The sequence below is a fragment of the Streptomyces sp. NBC_01276 genome (assembly GCF_041435355.1).
In the GTDB taxonomy this organism is placed as follows: domain Bacteria; phylum Actinomycetota; class Actinomycetes; order Streptomycetales; family Streptomycetaceae; genus Streptomyces.
Genome location: NZ_CP108442.1, coordinates 3,253,704 through 3,277,533, shown reverse-complemented (window position 1 = coordinate 3,277,533; position 23,830 = coordinate 3,253,704). Strand labels below are relative to the sequence as shown.

Here is a 23,830-nt window from a genome sequence, read left to right as displayed (position 1 = left end):
CCGGACGCGGCCTTGAACGCGGCCCTGTACCCGACGCGGTTCCCCGGGGATGCAGGGACACCACACACACGGGGGACGGGGGACGGGGACACGATGCAGCCGCTCGAAGCCGGAGAGCCCCGGGGCATAGGCGCGTACCGGTTGCTGGGCCGGCTCGGTGCCGGCGGGATGGGCCGGGTCTACCTGGGGCGCAGCGCCGGAGGCCGGACGGTCGCCGTCAAGATCGTGCACCCGCACTTCGCGGCCGACGAGGAGTTCCGCGCCCGGTTCCGCCGCGAGGTGGAGGCCGCGCGGCGGGTGGGCGGTGAGTGGACCGCGCCCGTGCTGGACGCCGATCCGGACGCGGCCGTGCCGTGGGTGGCGACCGGGTACGTGGCGGGGCCGTCGCTGGACCGGGCGGTGGCCGGGCACGGTCCGCTGCCGGAGGTGTCGGTACGGGCCATCGGCGCGGGACTGGCCCGGGCCCTGGTCGCGGTGCACGGGCTGGGCCTCGTCCACCGGGACGTGAAGCCGTCGAACGTGATGCTGACCCTCGACGGGCCGCGGCTGATCGACTTCGGGATCGCCCGGGCCACGGACGGCACCGCCTCGCTGACCTCCACCGGCGTCTCCATCGGCTCGCCGGGCTACATGTCCCCGGAGCAGATCCTGGGCAAGGGCGTCACCGGCGCCTCGGACGTGTTCTCGCTGGGCGCGGTGCTGGCCTTCGCGGCGACCGGGCGGGCGCCGTTCACCGGGGACAACTCCGCGACCCTCCTCTACAAGGTGGTCCACGAGCCGCCGGAGCTGGACGGGGTCCCCGCCGGGGAGCTGCGCGACCTGATCGCGTCCTGCCTGGCGAAGCCGGCGGAGCAGCGGCCGGCGCCCGAGGCGCTCGTGGCGGCCCTGGGCGTGGCCCCGGGCGGCCGGGGGTGGCTGCCGGGACCGCTGGTGGAGGAGGCGAGCCGGGCCGCCGTGGCCCTGCTGGACCTGGACGCCGACGCCGACGCCGCCGGGGGCGGGAGCGGGGGCGGCTCCTTCCCGGAGGCCCCGTCAGGGCCGGTGCCGTTCACCGGGTCCTCCGTCGGGGGGCCCGTGGGCGTCGGCTTCGGCACGCCCGACCCGTCCTACGGGGGACCGGGCCCGCAGGGCTCGCCGTACTCCGCTCCGGCGGGTCCGTACGGCTCCTTCGGCGCACACGGCGGCATGTACGGGGTCCCCACCGAGACGGCGGGCGGCGCGGGCGGCGCGACCCCGCACCCCGGCGCGACGGTCCCGGGGCAGCGGACGGCCGGTTCCGGCGGCGGCCGGGCGAGCCTCAGCGTGGCGGGCCGCCGCTTCAGCTGCACCCTGGTGCTCGGCGCGGCCGTCGCCCTGGTGGCGGTGTCCGGCGGGCTGTACGGGACGGGGCTGCTGCCCGGGCAGGGGGACACCCGGGACGCGGCGGCCGCCAAGCCCCCGGCCACCTCGGCCCCGGACCCCGCCGGCTCCGCCCCCTCGTCCTCCCCCTCCGCACCGAAGGGGAGCCGCAAGGAGGTGCCCGAGGAGTTCATCGGCACGTGGAAGGGCAGCGTCACCACCAGCATCAAGGCCACCACCGAGTTCGAGATCACCATCAAGGCCGGCAAGATCGGCGAGGTCGTCGCCCGGGACAAGTCGGTCCTGCCGGTCCTCGGCACCGACTGCAGCGGCGACTGGAGGCTCTCCTCCGCCACCGACGGCACCCTGGTCCTGAACAGCGCGGGCGGCCCCAACCCCGCCCCCGGCATCTGCTCCGGCGGCTCCGCCGACGAACGCTTCACCCTCAACCCCGGTGGCTCGCTGCACTACAGGTCGGGCGACAGGGGGGCCGGGAACCCGGAGGGCGACCTCACCCGTAGCCCCTGACATCCGCGCACCGCCCCTGGCGTAGGCTGGATCGGTCCGAACCCCTTGACACACCGCCGAAAGGTGACGCACCGGTGACCGACCAGGCCGCTCTCCAGTCTGTCCTCGACCGTGCCGCCGCAGGGGGCCGGATCACCAAGGAAGAGGCCCTCGACCTCTACCGGCACGCCCCGCTGCACGCGCTGGGCCAGGCCGCCGACGCCGCGCGCCGGCTGCGCTACGCCGGTACGGAGCACATCGCGACGTACATCATCGAGCGCAACATCAACTACACGAACGTGTGCGTCACGGCGTGCAAGTTCTGCGCCTTCTACGCGGCCCCCAAGGACACGAAGAAGGGCTGGTCCCGCGACCTCGACGACATCCTGCGCCGCTGCGCGGAGACCGTCGAACTGGGCGGCACCCAGGTCATGTTCCAGGGCGGACACCACCCGGACTACGGCGTGGAGTACTACGAGGAGCACTTCTCCGCCATCAAGAAGGCGTTCCCGCAGCTGGTGATCCACTCCCTCGGCGCGTCCGAGGTGGACCACATGGCCCGCATCTCCGGCGTCAGCGCCGAGGAGGCCATCCGCCGCATCCACGCCGCCGGACTCGACTCCTTCGCGGGCGCCGGCGCCGAACTGCTGCCGGAGCGGCCGCGCAAGGCGATCGCCCCGCTCAAGGAGTCCGGCGAGCGCTGGCTGGAGATCATGGAGCTCGCCCACGGGCTGGGCGTGGAGTCCACCTCCACCATGCTGATGGGCACCGGCGAGACCAACGCCGAGCGCATCGAGCACATCGCGATGATCCGGGACACGCAGGACCGCACGGGCGGCTTCCGCGCCTTCATCCCGTACACGTACCAGCCCGAGAACAACCACCTCAAGGGCCGGACCCAGGCGACCGTCTTCGAGTACCTGCGCATGATCGCGGTCGCGCGGCTCTTCCTCGACAACATCGCCCACATCCAGGGCTCCTGGCTGACCGTCGGCAAGGAGGCGGGCCAGCTCTCGCTGCACTACGGCGCCGACGACCTCGGTTCGATCATGCTGGAGGAGAACGTCGTCTCCTCGGCCGGTGCCAAGCACCGCTCGAACCGCCAGGAGATCATCGACCTGATCCGCAAGGCGGGCCGCGTCCCCGCGCAGCGCGCGACGACGTACGAGCACCTGCTGGTGCACGACGACCCGGCCAACGACCCCGTCGACGACCGCGTCGTCTCGCACATCTCCTCGACCGCGATCGAGGGCGGCACCGCGCACCCCGAGCTGAAGCTCATCTCCACGAACTGACGCCCGCCGATGCTGACGCTGCACACCGCCGAGCTGCTCGTCGCCGGACCGGGATCCGCACCCGTCGAGGGCGGCGCGGTCCTCGTCGAGGGCGACCGGATCGTCCGCGTCGGCCCGTACGAGGAGCTCGGCGCGGCCGTCCCGCACGCCCGGGTCCGGCGCTGGCCCGGGGTGCTCACCCCGGGGCTGCTGGCCCGCGGGGCGGACGTCCTGCTGGAGGGGACGTACTACCCCGACGACCCCTCCGAGACCACCGAGCTCGGCGCCGGCCCGATCACCGGCGCCGAGGCGCTCGCCGCCCTGGAGATGACCGAGGCCCGCTGGGGCCACAGCGCCCGGCGCGGCACGCAGAAACTGCTCGCGCGCGGGGTCGTCGCGGTGGCCGGGCGGTTCACGATCCCCTCGGTGCGCACCGCGGTGGTCCGCTCGGGCCTCACCGTCGTGCCTCCCGTGCCGTACGGGGGCGCGCCGTCCCTCGACCCGTTCACGGGGCTCCGCACCCCGCAGGAGGCCTTCCACGGGGAGCTGCGGGAGGGCGCGGCGGCCCGTTTCGCGGTGTTCGCCGTCGCCGGGCCGGCGGAGCTGCCCGAGCGGGGCGCGAGCACGTGCGTGGCCACCGTCATCGCGGGCCGGCTGCTGCACCGCCGCCGCTGATCCGTCCTCAGGGGACGCGGGGGCCGGCCAGGTAGGTGCCGTCGGCGGAGTAGGGCCAGGCGTTCGAGGTGCAGCCGAGCAGGCCCTTGATCTGCTGCATCATCGCGGGGGCGGGCGCTCCGGGGCGCGGGCAGGTCTCGTGCTCGTGGCCGAGTTCGTGGCCCACCTCGTGGTTGACGATCAGCGCCCGGTACTCCTGCGGGGATCCGCTGAACTGGGGCGAACCCTCCTGCCAGCGCTTGAGGTTCACCACGACGGTGTGGCCGACCCGGCAGTTCGTCTCCCCGACGAGCTCCGGGGTGACCACCTCGCACAGCCGGTCGGTGGTACCGGGGGTGGCGATCTTGACGACGAAGTCCACGGGTTCCCCGCGGCCGGCCAGCCGGAAGCCGTACGCGGGGTCGCGTATCCAGCCGCGCCGGTCCCCGAGGATCGCCTCGACGGCGCGGGCCGCGCCGTCCGGGTCGACCCCGCTGCCGTTCTCCACCTCCACCCGCCAGCGCAGCGCCGGCCCCTTGCCCTGGGCCTTCCCGCCTGCCGAGGAGGCCGTGAACCCCACCGAGGGGGAGGTGCCGGGCCCCTGGGCGCCGCCGCCGGTGTTCCCCTCGGCGTTCCCCCGGTCGGAGCGGGCCGGGGGGCGTGCGTCGGCGGGGCGGTCGTGCGCCGGCCCGAGCCGGTAGGCGGCGACCGACAGGGCGGCTAACGCCGCCGCCCACAGGACCGTGCGGCGCAGCCGCCTGCGCCGCTCGATCCGTCCCGCGCTGAGTGACTGGCCTGTCGGCATCCTGAAACCCTTTGTTCGGTATGTCCGTCCAGTGTGCCCGGCAGGCCTGTGGCCGCGCCGGACCCGGGGCAGCCGTCCGGGCGGGGCGGGGGCCTGAGAGGATGGGCCCGTACCCGCCGAACCGCAGATCCACCGAGCACCGAGGGGCCAACGCCAGTGACAAGGGCTTCCCTGGACAAGCAGCCGCACGAAGTCGCCTCCATGTTCGACGGTGTGGCGGCCAACTACGACCTCACCAACGACGTCCTCTCCCTCGGGCAGGCCCGGCTGTGGCGCAAGGAGGTCGCCAAGGCGGTCGCCGCCCGCCCCGGCCAGCAGGTGCTCGACCTGGCCGCCGGAACCGCGACCTCCTCGCTGCCCTTCGCCGCGACCGGCGCCTACGTGGTGCCCTGCGACTTCTCCCTCGGCATGCTGCGCGAGGGCAAGAAGCGCAACCCGTGGCTGCCGCTGACGGCGGGCGACGCGACGAAGCTGCCGTTCAAGGACGACGTCTTCGACACCGTGACGATCTCCTTCGGGCTGCGCAACGTCCAGGACACCGACGCCGCGCTGGGCGAGCTGTACCGGGTGACCAAGCCGGGCGGACAGGTCGTGATCTGCGAGTTCTCGCAGCCGACCTGGGCGCCGTTCCGGACGGTCTACACCGAGTACCTGATGCGGGCGCTGCCGCCGGTGGCCCGCGCGGTCTCCTCCAACCCCGACGCGTACGTGTACCTCGCCGAGTCCATCCGCGAGTGGCCCGACCAGCCCGCGCTGGCCGCCCTGCTGCAGAAGGCCGGCTGGGGCCGGGTCGCGTGGCGCAACCTGAGCGGCGGCATCGTGGCGCTGCACCGCGGGGTCAAGGAGTAGCGCACGGTGGAGACCCGGCCCTTCGACTACGCGGCGCTGCTGGAGCGGGTCGCGGCCGACGTCGCCCCGCTGGTGGGCAGCGGCACCCCCGCCGAGTACATCCCGGCACTGGCGTCCGTGAACCCCGGGCAGTTCGGGATGGCGCTCGCCGACCTGGACGGCAACGTCTTCGGGGCGGGGGACTGGCGCGTCCCCTTCTCCGCCCAGTCCGTCACCAAGGTCTTCGCGCTCGCCCTGGCGCTCGCGGAGGGCGGCGACAGCCTGTGGGAGCGGGTGGGCCGGGAGCCCTCCGGCAACCCGTTCAACTCCCTTGTCCAGCTGGAGTACGAGAACGGCATCCCCCGTAACCCGTTCATCAACGCGGGGGCGCTCGTCGTCACCGACCGGCTGCAGACCCTGACCGGCGACGCGAGCAGCGAACTCCTGGAATTCCTCCGCGAGGAGAGCGGCAACCCGGACATCGGCTTCGACGCGGAGGTGGCCGCCTCGGAGCACGAGCACGGCGACCGCAACGCGGCCGTCGCGCACTTCATGGCCTCCTACGGCAACATCGACAACCCCGTACCGGCGCTGCTGGACCACTACTTCTGGCAGTGCTCCATCGAGATGAGCTGCGCCGACCTCGCCCTGGCGGGCGGCTTCCTGGCCCGGCACGGGCTGCGCGCGGACGGCTCCCGGCTCCTGACGCGCAGCGAGGCGAAGCAGATCAACGCGGTGATGCTGACCTGCGGGACGTACGACGCGGCGGGCGAGTTCGCGTACCGGGTGGGGCTGCCGGGCAAGAGCGGGGTCGGCGGCGGCATCGTCGCGGTCGTCCCGGGCCGCTGCAGCCTGGCCGTCTGGAGCCCGGGGCTCGACGCCCAGGGCAACTCGGTCGCGGGCGTCGCGGCCCTCGACCGCTTCACGACCCTGACGGGCCTGTCCGTCTTCTGACGCGCCGGCTCCGTCCGGCGTCCCCGAGCCGGGTCGTCCACAACTGCAAGTAATCTCAGACGATGATCATCCTTTCCTGTCACGAAGTGACCAAGAGCTTCCGCAGGCACTCCGTGCTGGAAGGGGTCCATCTCAGCCTGGAGGCCGGCGAAATCGTCGGCCTCCTCGGGCTCAACGGTGCGGGCAAGACCACCCTCATGCGGGTGATCACCGGGCTTTCCACCCCCGATTCCGGTGAGGTGCGGCTGTTCGGGGACGCCCTGCCCATGAGGCCGCGGCAGCTCGACCGGCTCGGTGCCGCGCTCGACGCGCCCGCCTTCCACCGGTGGTCCACCGGACGCGCCATGCTGCGCACCCTGCTGGACACCGCCGGGCTTCCCGACGGCGGGCGGATCGCCCGTACGCTCAACCGCGTCGGCCTGACCGGCGCCGCCGACCGCCGCCTCGGGACGTACTCGCAGGGCATGCGGCAGCGGCTGGCCATCGCCGCAGCGCTGCTCAAGCAGCCCGATCTGCTGATCCTCGACGAGCCCACCAACGGGCTCGACCCCGAGGGACTGCGCATGGTGCGGCGAATCGTGGCCGAGGAGGCCGCACGCGGGGCCGCCGTCCTCGTCTCCAGCCACCAGCTCGACGAGATCCAGCGGATCTGCCACCGCGTGATCATGCTCGCCCAGGGCCGCGTCGTCGCCGCCGGCACTCTCGACGCGCTCGGCTACGACCCGGAAAGCGGTCCGGCCGCCTTCGAGGACTGGTTCTTCGGGCTCGTCGGAAACGGCGGCAGCCAGTGAACCGCCTCGTCCGGGCAGAGACCCGGCGGCTGCTGCGGCACCCGCTCGCCCTCACCCTCGCCACGCTGTTCGTCTTCGGCTCCCTCTACTGCGCCTGGGTGAGCCAGAACATGGCCTCGTACAACATCACGCAGGTGCAGGCCAACCTCGACTACCTCCCCCGATCGTGTGATTCCGCGCAGAACACCCCGGAGCAGAAGGCCAAGTGCCTCGCCGAAGTGCCCCTGCAGGCCGTCGGGCTGGAGCGGATCCAGGACAGGTTCACCGCCGAAGGAGTGCGGGCCGCGCAGGCTCAGCACCCCGTGGGCGCCCTGCTGTGGACCGTACGGCTGCTGACGTCCATCCCGGGACTGGCGCTCCTCGTCATGCTGGCGGCCTTCTCCGTCGCCGGCGAGTGGAGCCGGGGCAGCATCGTGCCACTGCTCCTCTACGAGTCCCGTCTCGGCCGGCTGCTCGCCGCCAAGGCCCTGGCCGTCTGGCTGTGGAGCCTCGTGCTGCTCTGCGTATCCGGCGCGGTGACCGCCGCGTTCGGCTTGCTCTACGGCCGTGACGCCTACCCGCTGCCCTCGTCCGGAGCTCTCGGATCCGTCCTCGCGGACACCGGGCTGGGCGTACTGGCCGGGGCCGCCGTGCTGGCCGGGGCCGCAGCCGTCGCCGTCGCCGTGGCCGCACTGCTGCGCCAGCCGATGCGAACCTTCCTCGCCGGGATGCTGCTGCTCGTCCTGGTGGTCCGCACCTCCGCCGCACCCGGGCTGGGCGCCTGGCTGCCCGGCGGCGCGCTCGCGGACCTCGTCGGCTTCGGCGCCGTCGATGGGGTCTGGGACCACTTCTGGATCTCCACGGACCCTTCCACCGCCCCCGTCCTGCTCCGTCTCCTGCCGACCCTGGCCCTCATCGCCCTGCTCTGGGCATGGCTGGACCGTCTCAACCGGACGCGGGACCGCGCCTGATGGCCGGTACCCGGCGCCGGCCGGCCCGCGGGGAGGGGACCGCCTGGGCCGGCGAGCTGCGGACCCTGTGGACCGCTCCCGTGTGGGGGGCGACCGCCGCCGCGATGGTGGTGGTCCTGGCGCTGGCCGCCCGGCTGTGGATCGCCGGGGCCTCGTACGGCGTGGTCGACCCCTCGGTCTCGGCCCTGACCTCGCTCCCGGCCGCGCTGCGGGCGGCGGCCTGGCAGTTCGCGACCCTGCTCGGGCTCGTCCTCACGGGCGTGGTCGTGGCCACCAGCCTCGGCCAGACCCTGGAGGGCGGTACCTGGAGCGCCCTGCGCCTGTTCGAGAACCGCGTCGGCGTGCTGTGGGCCCGCAAGGTCGGCGCCGCGCTCGCTCTCTCGCTCGCCGCGCAGATCGTCACCGGCGTGCTGCTGTGGCTGGCGACCTCGGCCCTCGCCAGGCTGTGGCCGGTGCGGCCCCGCGTGGTGGCGCCGGGGTTCGCAGCCGTGCCCGTCCATGCCCCGCCGCCCGTGCCCGTCGAGTCCGCGACCTGGGGCCAGGCCGTGGGCGCGATCGCCGGCGCCCTCCTCGTCCAGCTCCTCTTCGTCTCCCTGGCCGGATGCGCGGCGGCCCTGATGCGCAGCGTCATCGGGACCATCGCGCTCGGAGTGGGGCCCCTGCTGGTGACCGCGCCGCTCGTCCTGCTGCCGACGGCGCCGTTCCTGCCGCACCGCTGGATCGCGGACCTGCTGAACCTGCCCGCCGAGGCCCAGTACCAGCTGTACCTGTGGAACCAGGCCCCGCCCGATCCGGCACGCCTGACCGGGGGCCTCGCCCTCGCCGGGGGCGCGGCCCTGGCCGCCGTGGCCGCTTGGGCCGCGCTGCGCTCCGAGCGCGCCCTGCGTCCCGTCGACTGACCGTTCCGGTCAGCGGGCCGGTCCTACGACTCCGTGAGGGGGAGTTCGTAGCGGCGGCCCTTGCGGCGGCCGCCCGGGAGGGGGAACGTGGCGGCCAGGGTCATGCCCAGCCGCTCCGCCACCGCCGCCGAGCGGACGTTCGCGTCGTCGATCATCGCCACCACCTTCGGCACCCCCGCCTCCCGCACCCGCTCCAGCGTCGCCAGCGCCGCGGCGTACGCGTAGCCCCGCCCCCACGCCTCGCGCCCGAGCCGCCAGCCGATCTCGATCTCGCCGACCGGGCCCCACTCCTTGTGCGCGGGCCACGGCTGCGCCCCGGTGAAGCCGAGGACCTCGCCCTCGGCGTCCAGGAGCGTCCACAGGCAGTACCCGAGCTGCGCGTCGTGCATCCGCTGCCGGGCGGTGATCTCCTCGTAGTGGGACAGCTCGGCCGGGCCGCCGAGGAACTCCATCACGTCGGGGTCGTCGAAGACGTGGTGCCAGGCGTGCGCGTCCTCGTCCGTCGGCACGCGCAGCGTGACGTCGGGGAGTGGCCGGGTCGGTGAGGTGGTCATCGGGGCAGCCCTTCGGGATCGCGATCTCTCTCGCTGCATAGACTGCGTCATGTCCCGTGCCGTTGGGCACCCCTTATCGAGCCTTCGGGAGACCCCGCAGTGACCGAGCCCCTCTCCGAACACTCCGCGGATGTGATCGTCGTCGGGGCCGGGCCCGCCGGCTCCACGACCGCGTACCACCTCGCCCAGGCCGGACTGGACGTCCTGCTGCTGGAGAAGACGGCCTTCCCGCGCGAGAAGGTCTGCGGCGACGGTCTGACCCCGCGGGCGACCAAGCAGCTGGTGTCGATGGGAATCGACATCTCCGAAGAGGCGGGCTGGCTCCGCAACAAGGGTCTGCGGATCATCGGCGGCGGGCAGCGGCTCCAGCTGGACTGGCCGGAACTGGCCTCGTACCCGGACTACGGACTCGTCCGCAAGCGTGACGACTTCGACGAGACCCTGGCCCGCCAGGCGCAGAAGGCCGGGGCCCGGCTGTACGAGCGCTGCAACGTCGGCGAGCCGGTCCGCGACCCCCGTACCGGGCACATCACGGGCGTTCAGGCCAAGCTGGGCGAGGAGAAGACCCCGGTCACCTTCCACGCCCCGCTCGTGGTCGCGGCGGACGGCAACTCCTCGCGGCTGTCGCTCGCGATGGGCCTGCACCGGCGCGAGGACCGTCCGATGGGCGTCGCGGTGCGCACGTACTTCACCTCGCCGCGGCACGACGACGACTACCTGGAGTCCTGGCTGGAGCTGTGGGACCGGCGCGGCCCGCAGGACCGGCTGCTGCCCGGCTACGGCTGGATCTTCGGCATGGGCGACGGCACGTCCAACGTCGGCCTCGGCATCCTCAACTCCTCCTCCGCCTTCAAGGAGCTGGACTGGCGCGAGGTCCTCAAGGCCTGGTGCGCGTCGATGCCGGAGGACTGGGGCTACACCCCGGAGAACATGACGCAGCCGATCCGCGGCGCGGCCCTGCCGATGGCGTTCAACCGTCAGCCGCACTACACCAAGGGCCTGCTGCTGGTCGGTGACGCGGGCGGGCTCGTCAACCCGTTCAACGGCGAGGGCATCGCCTACGCGATGGAATCCGGGCAGATCGCCGCAGAGGTGATCGTGCAGGCTCACGCGCGGGCCACCCCGGCGCAGCGGGAACTGGCGCTGCACGGCTACCCGAAGGTGCTGAAGGAGACGTACGGCGGCTACTACACGCTGGGCCGCGCCTTCGTGAAGCTGATCGGCAACCCGACGGTCATGAAGATCGCCGCGCAGCGCGGTCTGACCCACCCGGTGCTGATGCGGTTCACCCTGAAGATGCTGGCGAACCTGACCGACCCGACGGGCGGCGACGCGATGGACCGCATCATCAACGGCCTCTCGAAGGTGGCCCCGAAGGCCTGATCCGGGCCTGGGGCGCATCGAGCCGCCTCCCGGGGGTCCGGGGGGCGGCTCAGTCGTTCCCGGGGCCCTCGGGGGCGTCCTGGGCGTCGTGTACCGCGCGTACGCAGCGGGTCAGCAGGACCAGTCCGGACACCAGCAGGGCGCCCGAGAGGGTCCAGCCGAGGGCCAGGGTGAGGGGATGCCCCGGTTTGTGCCAGGGGCGGGCGGTGGTCAACAGCCAGCCGCCGACGGCGAGGAGGGCGAGCCCGGCTGCGGCCGGGACGGCGGTGGGGTCGTCGCCGGTGCCGTGGTCCTCGTAGGACCGTCTGCTCACCGGGTCACCACCTCCAGGTCTCGGTCCGGCGCCCGCCCATCTTCTCAGGGCCCCGGGGGCTTGGGTACCGCGTCACCGACCGGGGTGCGCGGGCGGCGGGGCCGGGGTGTGCGGGCGGGCTCGCGGGCGGCGGTGCCGGGGTGCGCGGGCGGCGGTGCCGGGGCGTGCCGGAGGGCCGGCACTCCGCCCCCGAGCGGGGGAGTGCCGGCCCTCGTGGCGACCGGAAGGATCAGAGGACGCGGACGGCGCCCGTCGGCATGTCGTAGCTGAGGTTGCGCTCGACGATGCCGGTGCTGGGGTTCTGCGCGCCGACGAACTTGCCGCCGCCGACGTAGATGGCGACGTGGTAGGCGCTGCCCTTGGGGCCCCAGTAGAGGATGTCGCCGGGCTGCAGGTTGCTCAGCGAGACCGAGGAGCCGGCCAGCGACTGGTCCTGGGAGGTGCGGTCCAGGCTGATGTTGGCCTGGCGGTAGGCCGCCTGGACCAGGCCCGAACAGTCGTACGCGGAGGAGCCGGTGGCGCCCATGACGTACGCCTTGCCGATCTGGGCGCGGGCGAAGTTCACGATGGCGGCGGCGGAACCGGTGGCCTTGGAGGAGGAACCGGTGCTGGCGGAGCCGCTGCCCGAGCCGTTGGAGGTGAAGCCGCTGTCGTCCGACGCGGAGGCGTTGGTCAGCGAGCTGCGGCCGGAGCTGCGGGTGGCGCGCTCGGCCTCGGCCTTGCGGTCGGCCTCCTGCTTGGCCTTCTGCTCGGCGGCCTTGGTGGCGTCTTCCTTGGCCTGCTTCGCCTCGGCGGCGGCACCCGTACGGGCGCTCTCCTCCTGGGCGTTCAGCTCGCCGGTCACGGCGGCCTCTACGGCGGCGACGCGGGTGTTCTCGGCGGCCGTGTTGACGGCGCTGGAGACCTCGGCGCCGAGGTTCAGGTCGAGGACCGGCATTTCGAGCGTCGTCTCGGCCACGGGCTCGGGGGACGAAGGGGTCGCGCTCGCGGTGCCGGCCATGGCGAGGGTGCTGAGGACGCCACCGGCAACTCCGGCGCGAACCGCGAGCTTCGAGGCGCTACGGCGCGGCTTCCGGTGGCTGGGTATGTGAGCGGTGTGGGACATGGGACAACCGCTATCAGGGGTGCCGGGTTTCCTTCAAGAAACGTGGTCTGCGCCACAGTTGCGGAATCCGGGCGCGAACCGGGCGCGTCGCGACTCTTATTGACGCCGTAACGGGCGAAACGGACACACCTTCACAAGGCTGTGATCATGGGTTTTCAGCAATAAGTCCGAATTGATCCACTGCCTACCATCGACGCGCACAGATGGCCAAGCCCCCTTTTCACGGTCTCGATCCGGTGTGGTGCAGGTCACAGTTACCTCCCGTCGTGAGGGCGCTGTGGCCGGTCCGTGATCCGACCGTGAACTTGCCGTGCGGTTCGTGAACGGATGCACAGCATCGACCACCCCGTTCCCTCACCGTCGACTCTCGGCCACCGCGTCCACTCCCGTACCCCCGGGCCCCCCGACCGGGGGACGCGGGTTCCCTTATCACCTGGGCGGGAGACGGGCCAATTTGCCTGCAGCGGACATCATTTGATAGGGCGACGCGCCTTTCACCTGGGATGACGGGCCCGGATGTCACCTTTGGTGATCATGTGGATGCCTTGCGTACGAAGATCGCCCCTCGGCGGGCTTCATGATCGTTCGTCGGGTGGTGGAGATCACAAACTCGGTGTTGTTACCCGTGTCGCAGATCACAGACCGGCAGGCATAAGATGCGCACCAGCCCGGCTTGTGAACTGCCTCACATGCGGTCCCCCGGCTCCCGGGGCGATCTTCACGAGGCGGAGCTCACCCGTCGCCGGCGCAGCGGTCCAACGGTCAAGGACGACTGGAAGGAGCGAGGAGCGTGAATGCGTACGCACCCATCCTCGTGCTCGGCGCCATCGGCGCAGGGTTTGCGATCTTCTCCGTGGTCATGGCCACGCTGATCGGCCCAAAACGGTACAACCGGGCGAAGCTTGAAGCCTACGAGTGCGGCATCGAACCCACGCCGATGCCCGCCGGGGGCGGTCGCTTCCCCATCAAGTACTACCTGACGGCGATGCTCTTCATCGTCTTCGACATCGAGATCGTCTTCCTCTACCCCTGGGCCGTCACCTTCGACTCCCTGGGGATCTTCGGGCTCGTCGAGATGCTCCTCTTCGTGCTCACCGTCTTCGTCGCCTACGCCTACGTCTGGCGCCGCGGCGGCCTGGAATGGGACTGAGGGGCTGAATTTTCCATGGGACTGGAAGAGAAGCTGCCGAGCGGCTTCCTGCTGACCACCGTCGAACAGGCCGCGGGCTGGGTGCGCAAGTCATCCGTCTTCCCGGCCACCTTCGGCCTGGCGTGCTGCGCCATCGAGATGATGACCACCGGAGCCGGCCGCTACGACCTGGCCCGCTTCGGCATGGAGGTCTTCCGCGGCTCCCCGCGCCAGGCCGACCTGATGATCGTCGCCGGACGGGTCAGCCAGAAGATGGCGCCGGTGCTGCGCCAGGTGTACGACCAGATGCCCGCCCCGAAGTGGGTCATCTCCATGGGCGTGTGCGCCTCTTCGGGCGGAATGTTCAACAACTACGCGATCGTCCAGGGCGTCGACCACATCGTCCCGGTGGACATCTACCTCCCCGGCTGCCCGCCCCGCCCCGAGATGCTGATGGACGCGATCCTCAAGCTCCACCAGAAGATCCAGGGCTCCAAGCTCGGCGTGAACCGGGAAGAGGCGGCGCGCGAGGCGGAGGAGGCGGCCCTCAAGGCCCTCCCCACCATCGAGATGAAGGGGCTGCTCCGGTGAGCGACGACCCGGCCGTCGAGAACGGCAACAACGTCCCCGCTCCCCGCACCTCGGCCGGGCCCGAGGTGATCGGCGTCCGCAAGGGCATGTTCGGGGCGGAGGACGGCGGCGACACCAGCGGCTACAGCGGCCTCGTCCGCACCGTGGCCCTGCCCGGGGCGTCCGCGCGCCCCTACGGCTCCTGGTTCGACGAGGTGGCCGACGAGCTCGAAGGCGCCCTGGAGGAGCAGGACCTGCTCCCCGCCCACGCCATCGAGAAGACCGTGGTGGACCGCGGCGAGCTCACCTTCCACATCGCCCGCGAGCACCTCGTACGGGTGGCCTCCACCCTGCGCGACGACCCGGCGCTGCGCTTCGAGCTCTGCACCGGGGTCAGCGGGGTCCACTTCCCCGGCGACAAGGGCCGCGAGCTGCACGCCGTCTACCACCTGCGCTCGCTCACCCACGGCAGGCTCGTCCGCCTGGAGGTGTCGGTCCCCGACGCCGACCCGCACCTCCCGTCCCTGGTGGCGGTGTACCCGACCAACGACTGGCACGAGCGCGAGGCCTACGACTTCTTCGGGATCGTCTTCGACGGCCACCCGGCCCTCACGCGGATCATGATGCCGGACGACTGGCAGGGCTTCCCCCAGCGCAAGGACTACCCGCTCGGCGGCATCGCCGTCGAGTACAAGGGCGCCCAGATCCCGGCTCCCGACCAGCGGAGGTCGTACAGCTGATGAACACCCCGAACGCATCGCACCCTGCGTCCTCCCGCGAGACCACCGAGGGCACCGTCTACACCGTCACCGGCGGCGACTGGGACGAGATCGTCCAGTCGGCGGCCCGCGCGGACGACGAGCGCATCGTCGTCAACATGGGCCCCCAGCACCCTTCCACCCACGGGGTGCTCCGGCTGATCCTGGAGATCGACGGCGAGACGGTCACCGAGGCCCGCTGCGGCATCGGCTACCTGCACACCGGCATCGAGAAGAACCTCGAATTCCGCAACTGGACGCAGGGCACCACCTTCGTCACGCGCATGGACTACCTGACGCCGTTCTTCAACGAGACGGCGTACTGCCTCGGCGTCGAGAAGCTGCTCGGCATCACCGACCAGGTCCCGGACCGCGCCACCGTCATCCGCGTCCTGCTGATGGAGCTCAACCGGCTCTCCTCCCACCTGGTGTGCATCGCCACCGGCGGCATGGAGCTGGGCGCGACCACGATCATGATCTACGGGTTCCGGGACCGCGAACTGATCCTGGACATCTTCGAGCTGATCACCGGCCTGCGCATGAACCACGCGTTCGTCCGCCCCGGCGGCCTCGCCCAGGACCTGCCCCCCGGCGCGGTCGACCAGCTGCGCGAGTTCGTGAAGACCATGAAGAAGAACCTGCCGGAGTACGACAAGCTCGCCACCGGCAACCCCATCTTCAAGGCCCGCATGCAGGACGTGGGCTACCTCGACCTCACCGGCTGCATGGCCCTGGGCGCCACCGGCCCGATCCTGCGCTCGGCCGGGCTGCCGCACGACCTGCGCAAGTCGGACCCGTACTGCGGCTACGACACCTACGAGTTCGACGTCCCCACCACCGAGAGCTGCGACTCCTACGGACGCTTCCTGGTCCGCCTGGAGGAGATGCGCCAGTCCCTGCGGATCGTCGAGCAGTGCCTGGACCGGCTGGAGCCCGGCCCGGTCATGGTCGCCGACAAGAAGATCGCCTGGCCCGCCCAGCTCGCGATGGGACCCGACGGCCTCGGCAACTCCCTCGACCACATCAAGAACATCATGGGCACCTCCATGGAGGCCCTCATCCACCACTTCAAGCTCGTCACCGAGGGCTTCCGGGTACCGGCCGGACAGGTGTACGCCGCCGTCGAGTCCCCCAAGGGCGAGCTCGGCGTGCACGTCGTCTCCGACGGCGGAACCCGCCCCTACCGGGTCCACTTCCGCGACCCGTCCTTCACCAACCTGCAGGCCATGGCCGCGATGTGCGAAGGCGGCCAGGTCGCCGACGTCATCGTCGCCGTCGCCTCCATCGACCCCGTGATGGGAGGCGTCGACCGATGACAGACGTCAGTCTGGGGATGCCCCAGCTTCCGGCCCCCGACTTCCCGGCCGACGTACGAGCCCGGCTGGAGGCCGACGCCGCCGAGGTCATCGCCCGCTACCCCGACAGCCGCTCCGCGCTGCTGCCGCTGCTGCACCTGACGCAGTCCGAGGAGGGCCACGTCTCGCGCACCGGTATCCGCTTCTGCGCCGAGGTGCTGGGCCTGACCACCGCCGAGGTCACCGCGGTCGCCACCTTCTACACGATGTACCGGCGCAAGCCCTCCGGCGACTACCAGGTCGGCGTCTGCACCAACACCCTGTGCGCCGTCATGGGCGGCGACGCCATCTTCGACGAGCTCAAGGAGCACCTGGGGGTCGGCAACAACGAGACCACCCCCGACGGCAAGGTGACGCTGGAGCACATCGAGTGCAACGCGGCCTGCGACTACGCCCCCGTGGTGATGGTCAACTGGGAGTTCTTCGACAACCAGACCCCCGAATCCGCCAAGGCCCTGGTCGACGACCTGCTGGCCGGCCGCCCCGTCGAACCGACCCGCGGCGCTCCGCTGTGCACGTACAAGGAGACCGCCCGGATCCTGGCGGGCTTCCCGGACGAGCGCGAGGGCGCGGTGGCCGCGAGCGGCGGCGCCGGCCCCGCCTCCCTGATCGGACTGCGCATCGCCCGCGGCGAGGCTCCGCACGCTCCGGTCGTGCACCCCCGCGGCGAGGCGCGCGGCGAAGCCACCGCAGAGGGAGGGGAGTGATGAGCGTGTCCACTCCGAAGGAAACGCACGGGGGCACCTCCCAGCCGGAGGCTGGGGGAGGGACCAGCCCGGAGAAGCTCCTCGCACCCGTCCTGTCGGCGTTCTGGGACGAGCCCGAGTCGTGGACGCTGGAGACCTACCGGCGTCACGAGGGGTACGAGGGCCTGCGCAAGGCGCTCGCGATGACCCCGGACGAGGTGATCGCCTACGTCAAGGACTCCGGACTGCGCGGCCGTGGCGGCGCGGGCTTCCCCACCGGAATGAAGTGGCAGTTCATCCCGCAGGGCGACGGCAAGCCGCACTACCTCGTCGTGAACGCGGACGAGTCGGAGCCGGGAACCTGCAAGGACATCCCCCTCCTCTTCGCCAACCCGCACTCCCTCATCGAGGGAATGATCATCGCTTGCTACGCGATCCGGTCGGAGCACGCCTTCATCTACCTGCGCGGCGAGACCGTCCCCGTACTGCGGCGCCTGCACGAGGCCGTGCGCGAGGCGTACGCGGCCGGGTACCTCGGCAAGGACATCGGCGGCAGCGGACGCGACCTCGACATCACGGTGCACGCGGGAGCGGGCGCGTACATCTGCGGCGAGGAGACGGCACTGCTCGACTCCCTCGAAGGCCGGCGCGGTCAGCCCCGGCTGCGTCCCCCCTTCCCCGCGGTCGAGGGGCTCTACGCGTGCCCCACTGTCGTCAACAACGTCGAATCCATCGCCTCGGTTCCCGCGATCCTCAACAAGGGCAAGGACTGGTTCAAGGCGATGGGGACGGAGAAGTCCCCCGGCTTCACCCTCTACTCGCTGTCCGGGCACGTCGCCGGCCCCGGCCAGTACGAGGCGCCCCTCGGCATCACCCTGCGCCAGCTCCTCGACATGAGCGGCGGCATGCGCCCCGGCCACCGGCTGAAGTTCTGGACCCCCGGCGGCTCCTCCACCCCCATGTTCACCGACGAGCACCTCGACGTCCCGCTGGACTACGAGGGCGTCGGCGCGGCCGGCTCCATGCTCGGCACCAAGGCCCTCCAGTGCTTCGACGAGACCACCTGCGTGGTGCGCGCCGTCACCCGCTGGACCGAGTTCTACGCCCACGAGTCCTGCGGCAAGTGCACGCCCTGCCGCGAGGGCACGTACTGGCTCGTCCAGCTGCTGCGCGACATCGAGGCCGGCAAGGGCGTCATGTCCGACCTCGACAAGCTGAACGACATCGCCGACAACATCAACGGCAAGTCCTTCTGCGCCCTCGGCGACGGCGCCGCCAGCCCCATCTTCTCCTCGCTGAAGTACTTCCGCGCGGAGTACGAGCAGCACATCACGGGCAAGGGCTGCCCCTTCGACCCCAAGAAGTCGACCCTCTGGGCTGACTCGGAGGTGAACGCATGACCGTCGCCACGAACGCTCCGGCCGGTGGCGGAGAGGCCGCCGGCCGGCCGCAGGACGAGAACACGGTGTCCCTGACCATCGACGGGCTCGAACTGTCGGTCCCCAAGGGCACCCTCGTCATCCGGGCCGCCGAACAGCTCGGCATCGAGATCCCCCGGTTCTGCGACCACCCCCTCCTCCCCCCGGCCGGCGCCTGCCGCCAGTGCATCGTCGAGGTCGAGGGCCAGCGCAAGCCGATGGCCTCCTGCACGATCACCTGCACCGACGGCATGGTCGTCAAGACCCAGCTCACCTCCCCGGTCGCCGACAAGGCCCAGCGCGGGGTGATGGAGCTGCTGCTCATCAACCACCCGCTGGACTGCCCCGTCTGCGACAAGGGCGGCGAATGCCCCCTGCAGAACCAGGCGATGTCCCACGGCAACGCCGAATCGCGCTTCGAGGGCCACAAGCGCACCTACGAGAAGCCCGTCGCGATCTCCACGCAGGTGCTCCTGGACCGCGAGCGGTGCGTGCTGTGCGCGCGCTGCACCCGCTTCTCCAACGAGATCGCCGGCGACCCCATGATCGAGCTGCTGGAACGCGGCGCGCTCCAGCAGGTCGGCATCGGCGAGGGCGACCCCTTCCAGTCGTACTTCTCCGGCAACACCATCCAGATCTGCCCCGTCGGCGCCCTCACCTCGGCCGCCTACCGCTTCCGCTCCCGCCCCTTCGACCTCGTCTCCTCCCCGAGCGTGTGCGAGCACTGCGCGGGCGGCTGCGCGACCCGGACCGACCACCGGCGCGGCAAGGTGCTGCGCCGCCTCGCCGCCGAGGACCCCGAGGTCAACGAGGAGTGGATCTGCGACAAGGGCCGCTTCGGGTTCCGCTACGCGCAGCGCCCGGACCGGCTGACCACCCCGCTGGTGCGCGGCGCCGACGGCGTCCTCGCCCCGGCGAGCTGGCCGGAGGCCCTGGAGGCCGCCGCGAAGGGACTGGCCGCCGCGCGCGGCCGGGCCGGGGTGCTGACCGGAGGCCGGCTCACCGTCGAGGACGCCTACGCGTACGCCAAGTTCGCCCGGGTCGTGCTCGACACCAACGACATCGACTTCCGGGCCCGGGTGCACAGCGCGGAGGAGGCCGACTTCCTGGCCGCCACCGTGGCGGGCACCGGCAAGGACCTCGACGGCACGGGCGTCACGTACGCCTCCCTGGAAGCGGCGCCCACCGTGCTGCTCGCCGGGATCGAGGCCGAGGAGGAGGCCCCCGGGGTCTTCCTGCGGCTGCGCAAGGCCCACCGCAGGCACAAGCAGCGGACCTTCGCCCTGGCCCCCTTCGCCACCCGCGGCCTCGCCAAGGCGGGCGGCACCCTGCTGGCCGCCGCCCCCGGCACCGAGCCCGAGTGGCTGGACGCCCTCGCGACCCGGACCGGGCTGGAGGCCGGCGGCGACGAAGCCGCCGAGGCGCTGCGCCGGCCCGGCTCGGTCCTCGTGGTCGGGGAGCGCCTGGCGGGCGTGCCCGGCGCGCTGACCGCGGCCGTTCGGGCCGCGACGGCGACCGGGGCCCGGCTGGTGTGGATCCCGCGCCGGGCGGGGGAGCGGGCCGCCGTCGAGGCGGGTGCGCTGCCGTCCCTGCTGCCGGGCGGCCGCCCGGCCACCGACCCGCGGGCCCGAGCCGAGGTCGCCACCGCCTGGGGGCTGGACGAACTCCCGCACCGCTACGGCCGGGACACCGGGCAGATCGTGGAGGCGGCCGCCACCCGCGAGCTGTCCGCCCTGCTGGTCGCGGGCGTCGAGCTCGCCGACCTGCCGGACCCGCGGCGGGCCAGGACCGCCCTGGAGGAGGCCTTCGTGGTCTCCCTGGAACTGCGGCCCGGCGAGGTCACCGACCACGCGGACGTGGTCCTGCCAGTCGCCGCCGTCGCCGAGAAGACCGGCACGTTCATCAACTGGGAAGGCCGGGTCCGGCCGTTCGAGGCCGCCCTCAAGCCCGACCAGATGACCCGCCGGCTCGCCCCCGCCGACGCCCGGGTGCTGCACATGCTGGCCGACGCGGCCGACCGGCCGATCGCGCTGCCCGACGTACACGCCGTACGGCGCGAGCTGGAGCGGCTCGGTCCCTGGGAGGGGGAGCTCGCGGCGGAGCAGTCCACGGCCACCGAGCCGCTGCCCCGCCCCGGCGCGGGCGAGGCGGTCCTCGCGGGTCACCGGCTGCTGCTGGACCGGGGCCTGCTCCAGGAGGGCGACGACGCCCTGGCCGGCACCCGGCACGAGGCGAACGCCCGGCTGTCGGCCGCCACGGCCGCCGAGGCCGGCGTCAAGGACGGCGACGTCCTCGCCGTGACCGGCCCGGCCGGCTCGGTGGAACTCCCGCTGAAGGTCACCGGGATGCCCGACCGGGTGGTCTGGCTCCCGCTGAACTCCACCGGCCGCGGCGTCCTCGCCGACACCGGCGCCCGTCCGGGCACCCTCGTGCGGATCGGCCCGGCGACCCCGGCCGACAGCAGCGACCCCGATGCGGAGGTGGGCGCGTGAACGCGGTACAGCTCGCTGCCGAGGACCTCTCCCTGTTCGGCAGGGACGTCTGGTGGCTGGTCCTCGTCAAGGCGGTGTTCTGCTTCGCCTTCCTGATGGTGACCGTGCTCTTCTCCATCGTGTGGGAGCGCAAGGTCGTCGCCTGGATGCAGCTGCGCATCGGCCCCAACCGGCACGGGCCCTGGGGCATGCTCCAGTCGCTCGCCGACGGGGTCAAACTGATGCTGAAGGAAGACCTGATCGTCAAGCGGGCCGACAAGGTCGTCTACGTCCTGGCCCCGATCATCGCGGCGATCCCGGCCTTCATGGCCATCGCGGTGATCCCCTTCGGCCCGGCCGACGACCAGGTGTCCATCTTCGGGCAGCGCACCACGATGCAGCTGACCGACCTGCCCATCGCGATGCTCTACGTCCTCGCCGTGGCCTCCGTCGGCATCTACGGCATCGTGCTCGCGGGCTGGTCCTCCGGCTCCACGTACCCGCTCCTCGGCGGCCTGCGCTCCTGCGCGCAGATGATCTCGTACGAGATCGCGATGGGCGCGGCCTTCGCCTCGGTGTTCCTCTACTCCGGGTCGATGTCGACCTCGGCGATCGTGGAGGCGCAGGCGGACCGCTGGTACATCGTGCTGCTGCCGGTGTCCTTCATCATCTACGTCATCACGATGGTCGGCGAGACCAACCGCGCCCCCTTCGACATGCCGGAGTCCGAGGGCGACCTGGTCGGCGGGTTCAACACCGAGTACTCCTCCATCAAGTTCGCGCTGTTCATGCTGGCCGAGTACGTCAACATGGTCACCGTCTCGGCGGTCTCGGTCACCCTCTTCCTGGGCGGCTGGCGGGCCCCGTACCCGATCAGCCACTTCTGGGAGGGCGCGAACCACGGCTGGTGGCCGATGCTCTGGTTCGTCATCAAGGTGCAGCTGCTGCTGTTCTTCTTCATCTGGCTGCGCGGCACGCTGCCCCGCGTGCGCTACGACCAGCTGATGAAGCTCGGCTGGAAGGTGCTGATCCCGGTCTCCGTGGTGTGGCTGATGCTGGTCGCCACCGTCCGGGCGCTGCGCAACGAGCGCTACGACTTCAGCGAGATCGTCCTCTACGTGGGCGGGGCGGTCGTCGCGATCCTGCTGCTCTCCTTCGTCGCGGACCTCTTCCGCGACAAGCGGGAGAAGGCGGCGGCCGAGGAGGCCGGCGAGGCCGCGGCGGCCGGGACCTTCGACCCGATGGCGGGCGGGTTCCCCGTACCGCCCAAGCCCGGCCAGCACCTGGCGCCCGTACCGCGCCGGCGGCCCCGCGCGGAGCGGGAGCTGATCGTCAGCGGCGGGGCGAACCCCGACAGCGACCGAGAGGAGGGTTGAGACGTGTCTGAGGAAAAGTGGCAGAACCCGGTGGCCGGGTTCGGCGTGACCTTCAAGGCCATGTTCAAGAAGCGCCTCACCGAGCAGTACCCGGAGCAGGAGAAGACCACCGCTCCGCGCTTCCACGGACGGCACCAGCTCAACCGCCACCCCGACGGTCTGGAGAAGTGCATCGGGTGCGAGCTGTGCGCCTGGGCCTGTCCCGCCGACGCGATCTACGTGGAGGGCGCGGACAACACCGAGGAGGAGCGTTACTCCCCGGGCGAGCGGTACGGGCGGGTCTACCAGATCAACTACGCCCGCTGCATCCTGTGCGGGCTGTGCATCGAGGCCTGCCCCACCCGGGCGCTGACGATGACGAACGAGTTCGAGCTCGCCGACTCCAGCCGCGAGGCGCTGATCTACACCAAGGAGCAGCTCCTCGCGGGTCTGACCGAGGGCATGGTGGAGACCCCGCACTCGATCTTCCCGGGGACGGACGAGCAGGACTACTACCGGGGACTGGTGACGGGCGCAGCCCCGGGCACGGTCCGGCAGGTGGCGGTCTCCAAGGGCGAGACGGCCGCCGGCTCCGCCGAGGAGGTGCAGGCATGAGCGTCCTCGCCGCCTCCGGCGCCACCCTCACCTCCACGGGCGAGGCGGTGCAGTTCTGGGTGCTGGGCACCGTCGCCGTCATCGGCGCGCTGTGCACGGTCCTGATGCGCAAGGCCGTCCACAGCGCCCTCTGCCTCGCCGGGACGATGATCATCCTGGCGGTGTTCTACCTCGCCAACGGGGCGTACTTCCTGGGCGTCGTCCAGGTCATCGTCTACACCGGCGCCATCATGATGCTCTTCCTCTTCGTGGTCATGCTCGTCGGCGTCACGGCGGCGGACTCGCTCAAGGAAACCCTCAAGGGGCAGCGCTGGTACGCCGTCCTGTGCGGGCTCGGCTTCGGCATCCTGCTGATCGCCGGCATCGCCAACGCCGGGCTCACCCACTTCAACGGGCTCGGCCGGGTGAACTCCGCCGGACACGTCCAGGGCCTGGCCGAGCTGATCTTCACCCGCTACATCTTCGCCTTCGAGATCACCGGCGCCCTGCTGATCACGGCGGCCGTCGGCGCGATGGTGCTCACCCACCGCGAGCGCACCGAGCGGGCCGCCACCCAGCGCGAACTCGCCGAGAAGCGCGTGCGCGAGGGCGTGCAGCTCCCGCCGCTGCCGGCCCCCGGCGTCTACGCCCGGCACAACGCGGTCGACGTGGCCGGCCTGCTCCCGGACGGCACCCCGTCCGAGCTGACCGTCAGCAAGACGCTGCGGGCCCGCGGGCAGGTCCGCGACGTGTCGGGCCAGGCCCTGGACGACCTCAAGGCGCTGGAGCAGCGCTCCGCGGAGCGCCTCGGCCGTGAGGAGGCCTCGAAGTGAACCCGGTCAACTACCTGTACCTGGCGGCCCTGCTGTTCACCATCGGCGCCTCCGGTGTGCTGATCCGGAAGAACGCGATCGTGCTGTTCATGTGCATCGAGCTGATGCTCAACGCGTGCAACCTCGCGTTCGTGGCCTTCTCCCGGATGCACGGCAACCTCGACGGCCAGATCATCGCGTTCTTCACGATGGTCGTCGCCGCCGCGGAGGTCGTGGTGGGCCTCGCGATCATCGTGTCGCTGTTCCGTACCCGCCACTCGGCCTCGGTCGACGACGCCAGCCTGATGAAGCTGTAAGGGGCGCTCA

The 23,830-nt window shown here is 71.8% G+C and carries 24 protein-coding genes; 20 read left to right on the top strand and 4 right to left on the bottom strand.

Features of this window, described 5'->3' with window-relative positions; translation table 11 throughout:
* Positions 1-93: 93 nt before the first annotated feature.
* The 3 genes from OG295_RS14275 to OG295_RS14265 all read left to right on the top strand — a co-directional run bounded on the left by OG295_RS14275 (position 94) and on the right by OG295_RS14265 (position 3,794).
* Positions 94-1,866 (top strand): serine/threonine-protein kinase, encoded by a 1,773-nt coding sequence (locus OG295_RS14275; RefSeq protein WP_371677213.1) that lies wholly within the window; start codon positions 94-96, stop codon positions 1,864-1,866.
* A 74-nt stretch (positions 1,867-1,940) separates the two neighbouring features.
* Positions 1,941-3,140, top strand: a complete 1,200-nt coding sequence (gene mqnC / locus OG295_RS14270) for a cyclic dehypoxanthinyl futalosine synthase (protein ID WP_371677212.1) — start codon at positions 1,941-1,943, stop codon at positions 3,138-3,140.
* A gap of 9 nt (positions 3,141-3,149) precedes the next feature.
* Positions 3,150-3,794: a hypothetical protein gene (locus tag OG295_RS14265; RefSeq protein WP_371677211.1), complete on the top strand. Its 645-nt coding sequence runs from the start codon at positions 3,150-3,152 to the stop codon at positions 3,792-3,794.
* A 7-nt stretch (positions 3,795-3,801) separates the two neighbouring features.
* Here OG295_RS14265 and OG295_RS14260 read toward each other — a convergent pair whose 3' ends face one another.
* Complete coding sequence (locus OG295_RS14260) at positions 3,802-4,578, bottom strand: DUF3152 domain-containing protein (RefSeq protein ID WP_371677210.1); 777 nt, start codon at positions 4,576-4,578, stop codon at positions 3,802-3,804.
* Positions 4,579-4,734: 156 nt separating this feature from the next.
* On the opposite strand from OG295_RS14260, the gene OG295_RS14255 reads away from it, so the two are divergent.
* The 5 genes from OG295_RS14255 to OG295_RS14235 all read left to right on the top strand — a co-directional run bounded on the left by OG295_RS14255 (position 4,735) and on the right by OG295_RS14235 (position 9,000).
* Positions 4,735-5,427, top strand: a complete 693-nt coding sequence (locus tag OG295_RS14255; protein WP_266841008.1) for a demethylmenaquinone methyltransferase — start codon at positions 4,735-4,737, stop codon at positions 5,425-5,427.
* Positions 5,428-5,433: 6 nt separating this feature from the next.
* Positions 5,434-6,360, top strand: a complete 927-nt coding sequence (locus tag OG295_RS14250; RefSeq protein ID WP_371677209.1) for a glutaminase — start codon at positions 5,434-5,436, stop codon at positions 6,358-6,360.
* 62 nt (positions 6,361-6,422) lie between these two features.
* Positions 6,423-7,151 carry an ABC transporter ATP-binding protein gene (locus OG295_RS14245; protein WP_371677208.1) on the top strand — a complete coding sequence of 243 codons (729 nt, stop codon included), beginning with the start codon at positions 6,423-6,425 and terminating at the stop codon, positions 7,149-7,151.
* Positions 7,148-8,101: a hypothetical protein gene (locus tag OG295_RS14240; protein ID WP_371677207.1), complete on the top strand. Its 954-nt coding sequence runs from the start codon at positions 7,148-7,150 to the stop codon at positions 8,099-8,101. The genes OG295_RS14245 and OG295_RS14240 overlap by 4 nt, the downstream gene beginning before the upstream one ends.
* On the top strand, positions 8,101-9,000 hold the full coding sequence (locus OG295_RS14235) for a hypothetical protein (protein WP_371677206.1): 900 nt from the start codon (positions 8,101-8,103) through the stop codon (positions 8,998-9,000). The genes OG295_RS14240 and OG295_RS14235 overlap by 1 nt, the downstream gene beginning before the upstream one ends.
* A 23-nt stretch (positions 9,001-9,023) precedes the next feature.
* Here OG295_RS14235 and OG295_RS14230 read toward each other — a convergent pair whose 3' ends face one another.
* Complete coding sequence (locus tag OG295_RS14230) at positions 9,024-9,554, bottom strand: GNAT family N-acetyltransferase (RefSeq protein WP_371677205.1); 531 nt, start codon at positions 9,552-9,554, stop codon at positions 9,024-9,026.
* A gap of 99 nt (positions 9,555-9,653) precedes the next feature.
* Between OG295_RS14230 and OG295_RS14225 the strand changes: the two genes are divergently transcribed.
* Entirely contained in the window at positions 9,654-10,937 is a 1,284-nt protein-coding gene (locus OG295_RS14225) for a geranylgeranyl reductase family protein (protein WP_266841011.1), read from the top strand.
* 49 nt (positions 10,938-10,986) lie between these two features.
* Here OG295_RS14225 and OG295_RS14220 read toward each other — a convergent pair whose 3' ends face one another.
* Together OG295_RS14220 and OG295_RS14215 are read right to left on the bottom strand one after the other, a co-directional pair.
* Positions 10,987-11,250, bottom strand: a complete 264-nt coding sequence (locus tag OG295_RS14220) for an LPXTG cell wall anchor domain-containing protein (protein ID WP_371677204.1) — start codon at positions 11,248-11,250, stop codon at positions 10,987-10,989.
* A gap of 229 nt (positions 11,251-11,479) precedes the next feature.
* Positions 11,480-12,355: a C40 family peptidase gene (locus OG295_RS14215; RefSeq protein WP_371677203.1), complete on the bottom strand. Its 876-nt coding sequence runs from the start codon at positions 12,353-12,355 to the stop codon at positions 11,480-11,482.
* A 790-nt stretch (positions 12,356-13,145) separates the two neighbouring features.
* Between OG295_RS14215 and OG295_RS14210 the strand changes: the two genes are divergently transcribed.
* The 11 genes from OG295_RS14210 to nuoK are packed head-to-tail and all read left to right on the top strand — an operon-like array spanning position 13,146 to position 23,820.
* Complete coding sequence (locus OG295_RS14210) at positions 13,146-13,505, top strand: NADH-quinone oxidoreductase subunit A (RefSeq protein ID WP_045946775.1); 360 nt, start codon at positions 13,146-13,148, stop codon at positions 13,503-13,505.
* 15 nt (positions 13,506-13,520) lie between these two features.
* Entirely contained in the window at positions 13,521-14,075 is a 555-nt protein-coding gene (locus OG295_RS14205) for an NADH-quinone oxidoreductase subunit B family protein (protein ID WP_007265818.1), read from the top strand.
* Entirely contained in the window at positions 14,072-14,794 is a 723-nt protein-coding gene (locus OG295_RS14200) for an NADH-quinone oxidoreductase subunit C (protein WP_371677202.1), read from the top strand. The genes OG295_RS14205 and OG295_RS14200 overlap by 4 nt, the downstream gene beginning before the upstream one ends.
* Positions 14,794-16,128 (top strand): NADH-quinone oxidoreductase subunit D, encoded by a 1,335-nt coding sequence (locus OG295_RS14195; RefSeq protein ID WP_371677201.1) that lies wholly within the window; start codon positions 14,794-14,796, stop codon positions 16,126-16,128. Before OG295_RS14200 ends, OG295_RS14195 begins: the two co-directional genes overlap by 1 nt.
* Positions 16,125-16,874, top strand: coding sequence for an NADH-quinone oxidoreductase subunit NuoE (nuoE, locus tag OG295_RS14190; protein WP_371677200.1), 750 nt, complete (start codon positions 16,125-16,127; stop codon positions 16,872-16,874). The genes OG295_RS14195 and nuoE overlap by 4 nt, the downstream gene beginning before the upstream one ends.
* Positions 16,874-18,253, top strand: a complete 1,380-nt coding sequence (gene nuoF, locus OG295_RS14185) for an NADH-quinone oxidoreductase subunit NuoF (protein WP_371677199.1) — start codon at positions 16,874-16,876, stop codon at positions 18,251-18,253. The genes nuoE and nuoF overlap by 1 nt, the downstream gene beginning before the upstream one ends.
* Entirely contained in the window at positions 18,250-20,763 is a 2,514-nt protein-coding gene (locus OG295_RS14180; protein ID WP_371677198.1) for an NADH-quinone oxidoreductase subunit G, read from the top strand. The genes nuoF and OG295_RS14180 overlap by 4 nt, the downstream gene beginning before the upstream one ends.
* Positions 20,760-22,118 (top strand): NADH-quinone oxidoreductase subunit NuoH, encoded by a 1,359-nt coding sequence (gene nuoH / locus OG295_RS14175; RefSeq protein ID WP_371677197.1) that lies wholly within the window; start codon positions 20,760-20,762, stop codon positions 22,116-22,118. The genes OG295_RS14180 and nuoH overlap by 4 nt, the downstream gene beginning before the upstream one ends.
* Positions 22,119-22,178: 60 nt before the next feature.
* Positions 22,179-22,712, top strand: a complete 534-nt coding sequence (gene nuoI / locus OG295_RS14170) for an NADH-quinone oxidoreductase subunit NuoI (RefSeq protein ID WP_371681191.1) — start codon at positions 22,179-22,181, stop codon at positions 22,710-22,712.
* On the top strand, positions 22,709-23,524 hold the full coding sequence (locus OG295_RS14165; RefSeq protein WP_371677196.1) for an NADH-quinone oxidoreductase subunit J: 816 nt from the start codon (positions 22,709-22,711) through the stop codon (positions 23,522-23,524). Before nuoI ends, OG295_RS14165 begins: the two co-directional genes overlap by 4 nt.
* A complete protein-coding gene (nuoK, locus tag OG295_RS14160; RefSeq protein ID WP_243629856.1) occupies positions 23,521-23,820 on the top strand; it encodes an NADH-quinone oxidoreductase subunit NuoK in 300 nt (99 codons plus the stop codon). Before OG295_RS14165 ends, nuoK begins: the two co-directional genes overlap by 4 nt.
* Positions 23,821-23,830: the final 10 nt, after the last annotated feature.

Coding starts and splice junctions, on each gene's coding strand:
- OG295_RS14275 (WP_371677213.1), top strand. CDS start 94: ATGCAGCCGCTCGAAGCCGGAGAGCCCCGGGGCATAGGCGCGTACCGG.
- OG295_RS14265 (WP_371677211.1), top strand. CDS start 3,150: ATGCTGACGCTGCACACCGCCGAGCTGCTCGTCGCCGGACCGGGATCC.
- OG295_RS14260 (WP_371677210.1), bottom strand. CDS start 4,578: ATGCCGACAGGCCAGTCACTCAGCGCGGGACGGATCGAGCGGCGCAGG.
- OG295_RS14245 (WP_371677208.1), top strand. CDS start 6,423: ATGATCATCCTTTCCTGTCACGAAGTGACCAAGAGCTTCCGCAGGCAC.
- OG295_RS14235 (WP_371677206.1), top strand. CDS start 8,101: ATGGCCGGTACCCGGCGCCGGCCGGCCCGCGGGGAGGGGACCGCCTGG.
- OG295_RS14230 (WP_371677205.1), bottom strand. CDS start 9,554: ATGACCACCTCACCGACCCGGCCACTCCCCGACGTCACGCTGCGCGTG.
- OG295_RS14215 (WP_371677203.1), bottom strand. CDS start 12,355: ATGTCCCACACCGCTCACATACCCAGCCACCGGAAGCCGCGCCGTAGC.
- OG295_RS14205 (WP_007265818.1), top strand. CDS start 13,521: ATGGGACTGGAAGAGAAGCTGCCGAGCGGCTTCCTGCTGACCACCGTC.
- OG295_RS14195 (WP_371677201.1), top strand. CDS start 14,794: ATGAACACCCCGAACGCATCGCACCCTGCGTCCTCCCGCGAGACCACC.
- nuoE (WP_371677200.1), top strand. CDS start 16,125: ATGACAGACGTCAGTCTGGGGATGCCCCAGCTTCCGGCCCCCGACTTC.
- nuoF (WP_371677199.1), top strand. CDS start 16,874: ATGAGCGTGTCCACTCCGAAGGAAACGCACGGGGGCACCTCCCAGCCG.
- OG295_RS14180 (WP_371677198.1), top strand. CDS start 18,250: ATGACCGTCGCCACGAACGCTCCGGCCGGTGGCGGAGAGGCCGCCGGC.
- nuoI (WP_371681191.1), top strand. CDS start 22,179: ATGTTCAAGAAGCGCCTCACCGAGCAGTACCCGGAGCAGGAGAAGACC.
- OG295_RS14165 (WP_371677196.1), top strand. CDS start 22,709: ATGAGCGTCCTCGCCGCCTCCGGCGCCACCCTCACCTCCACGGGCGAG.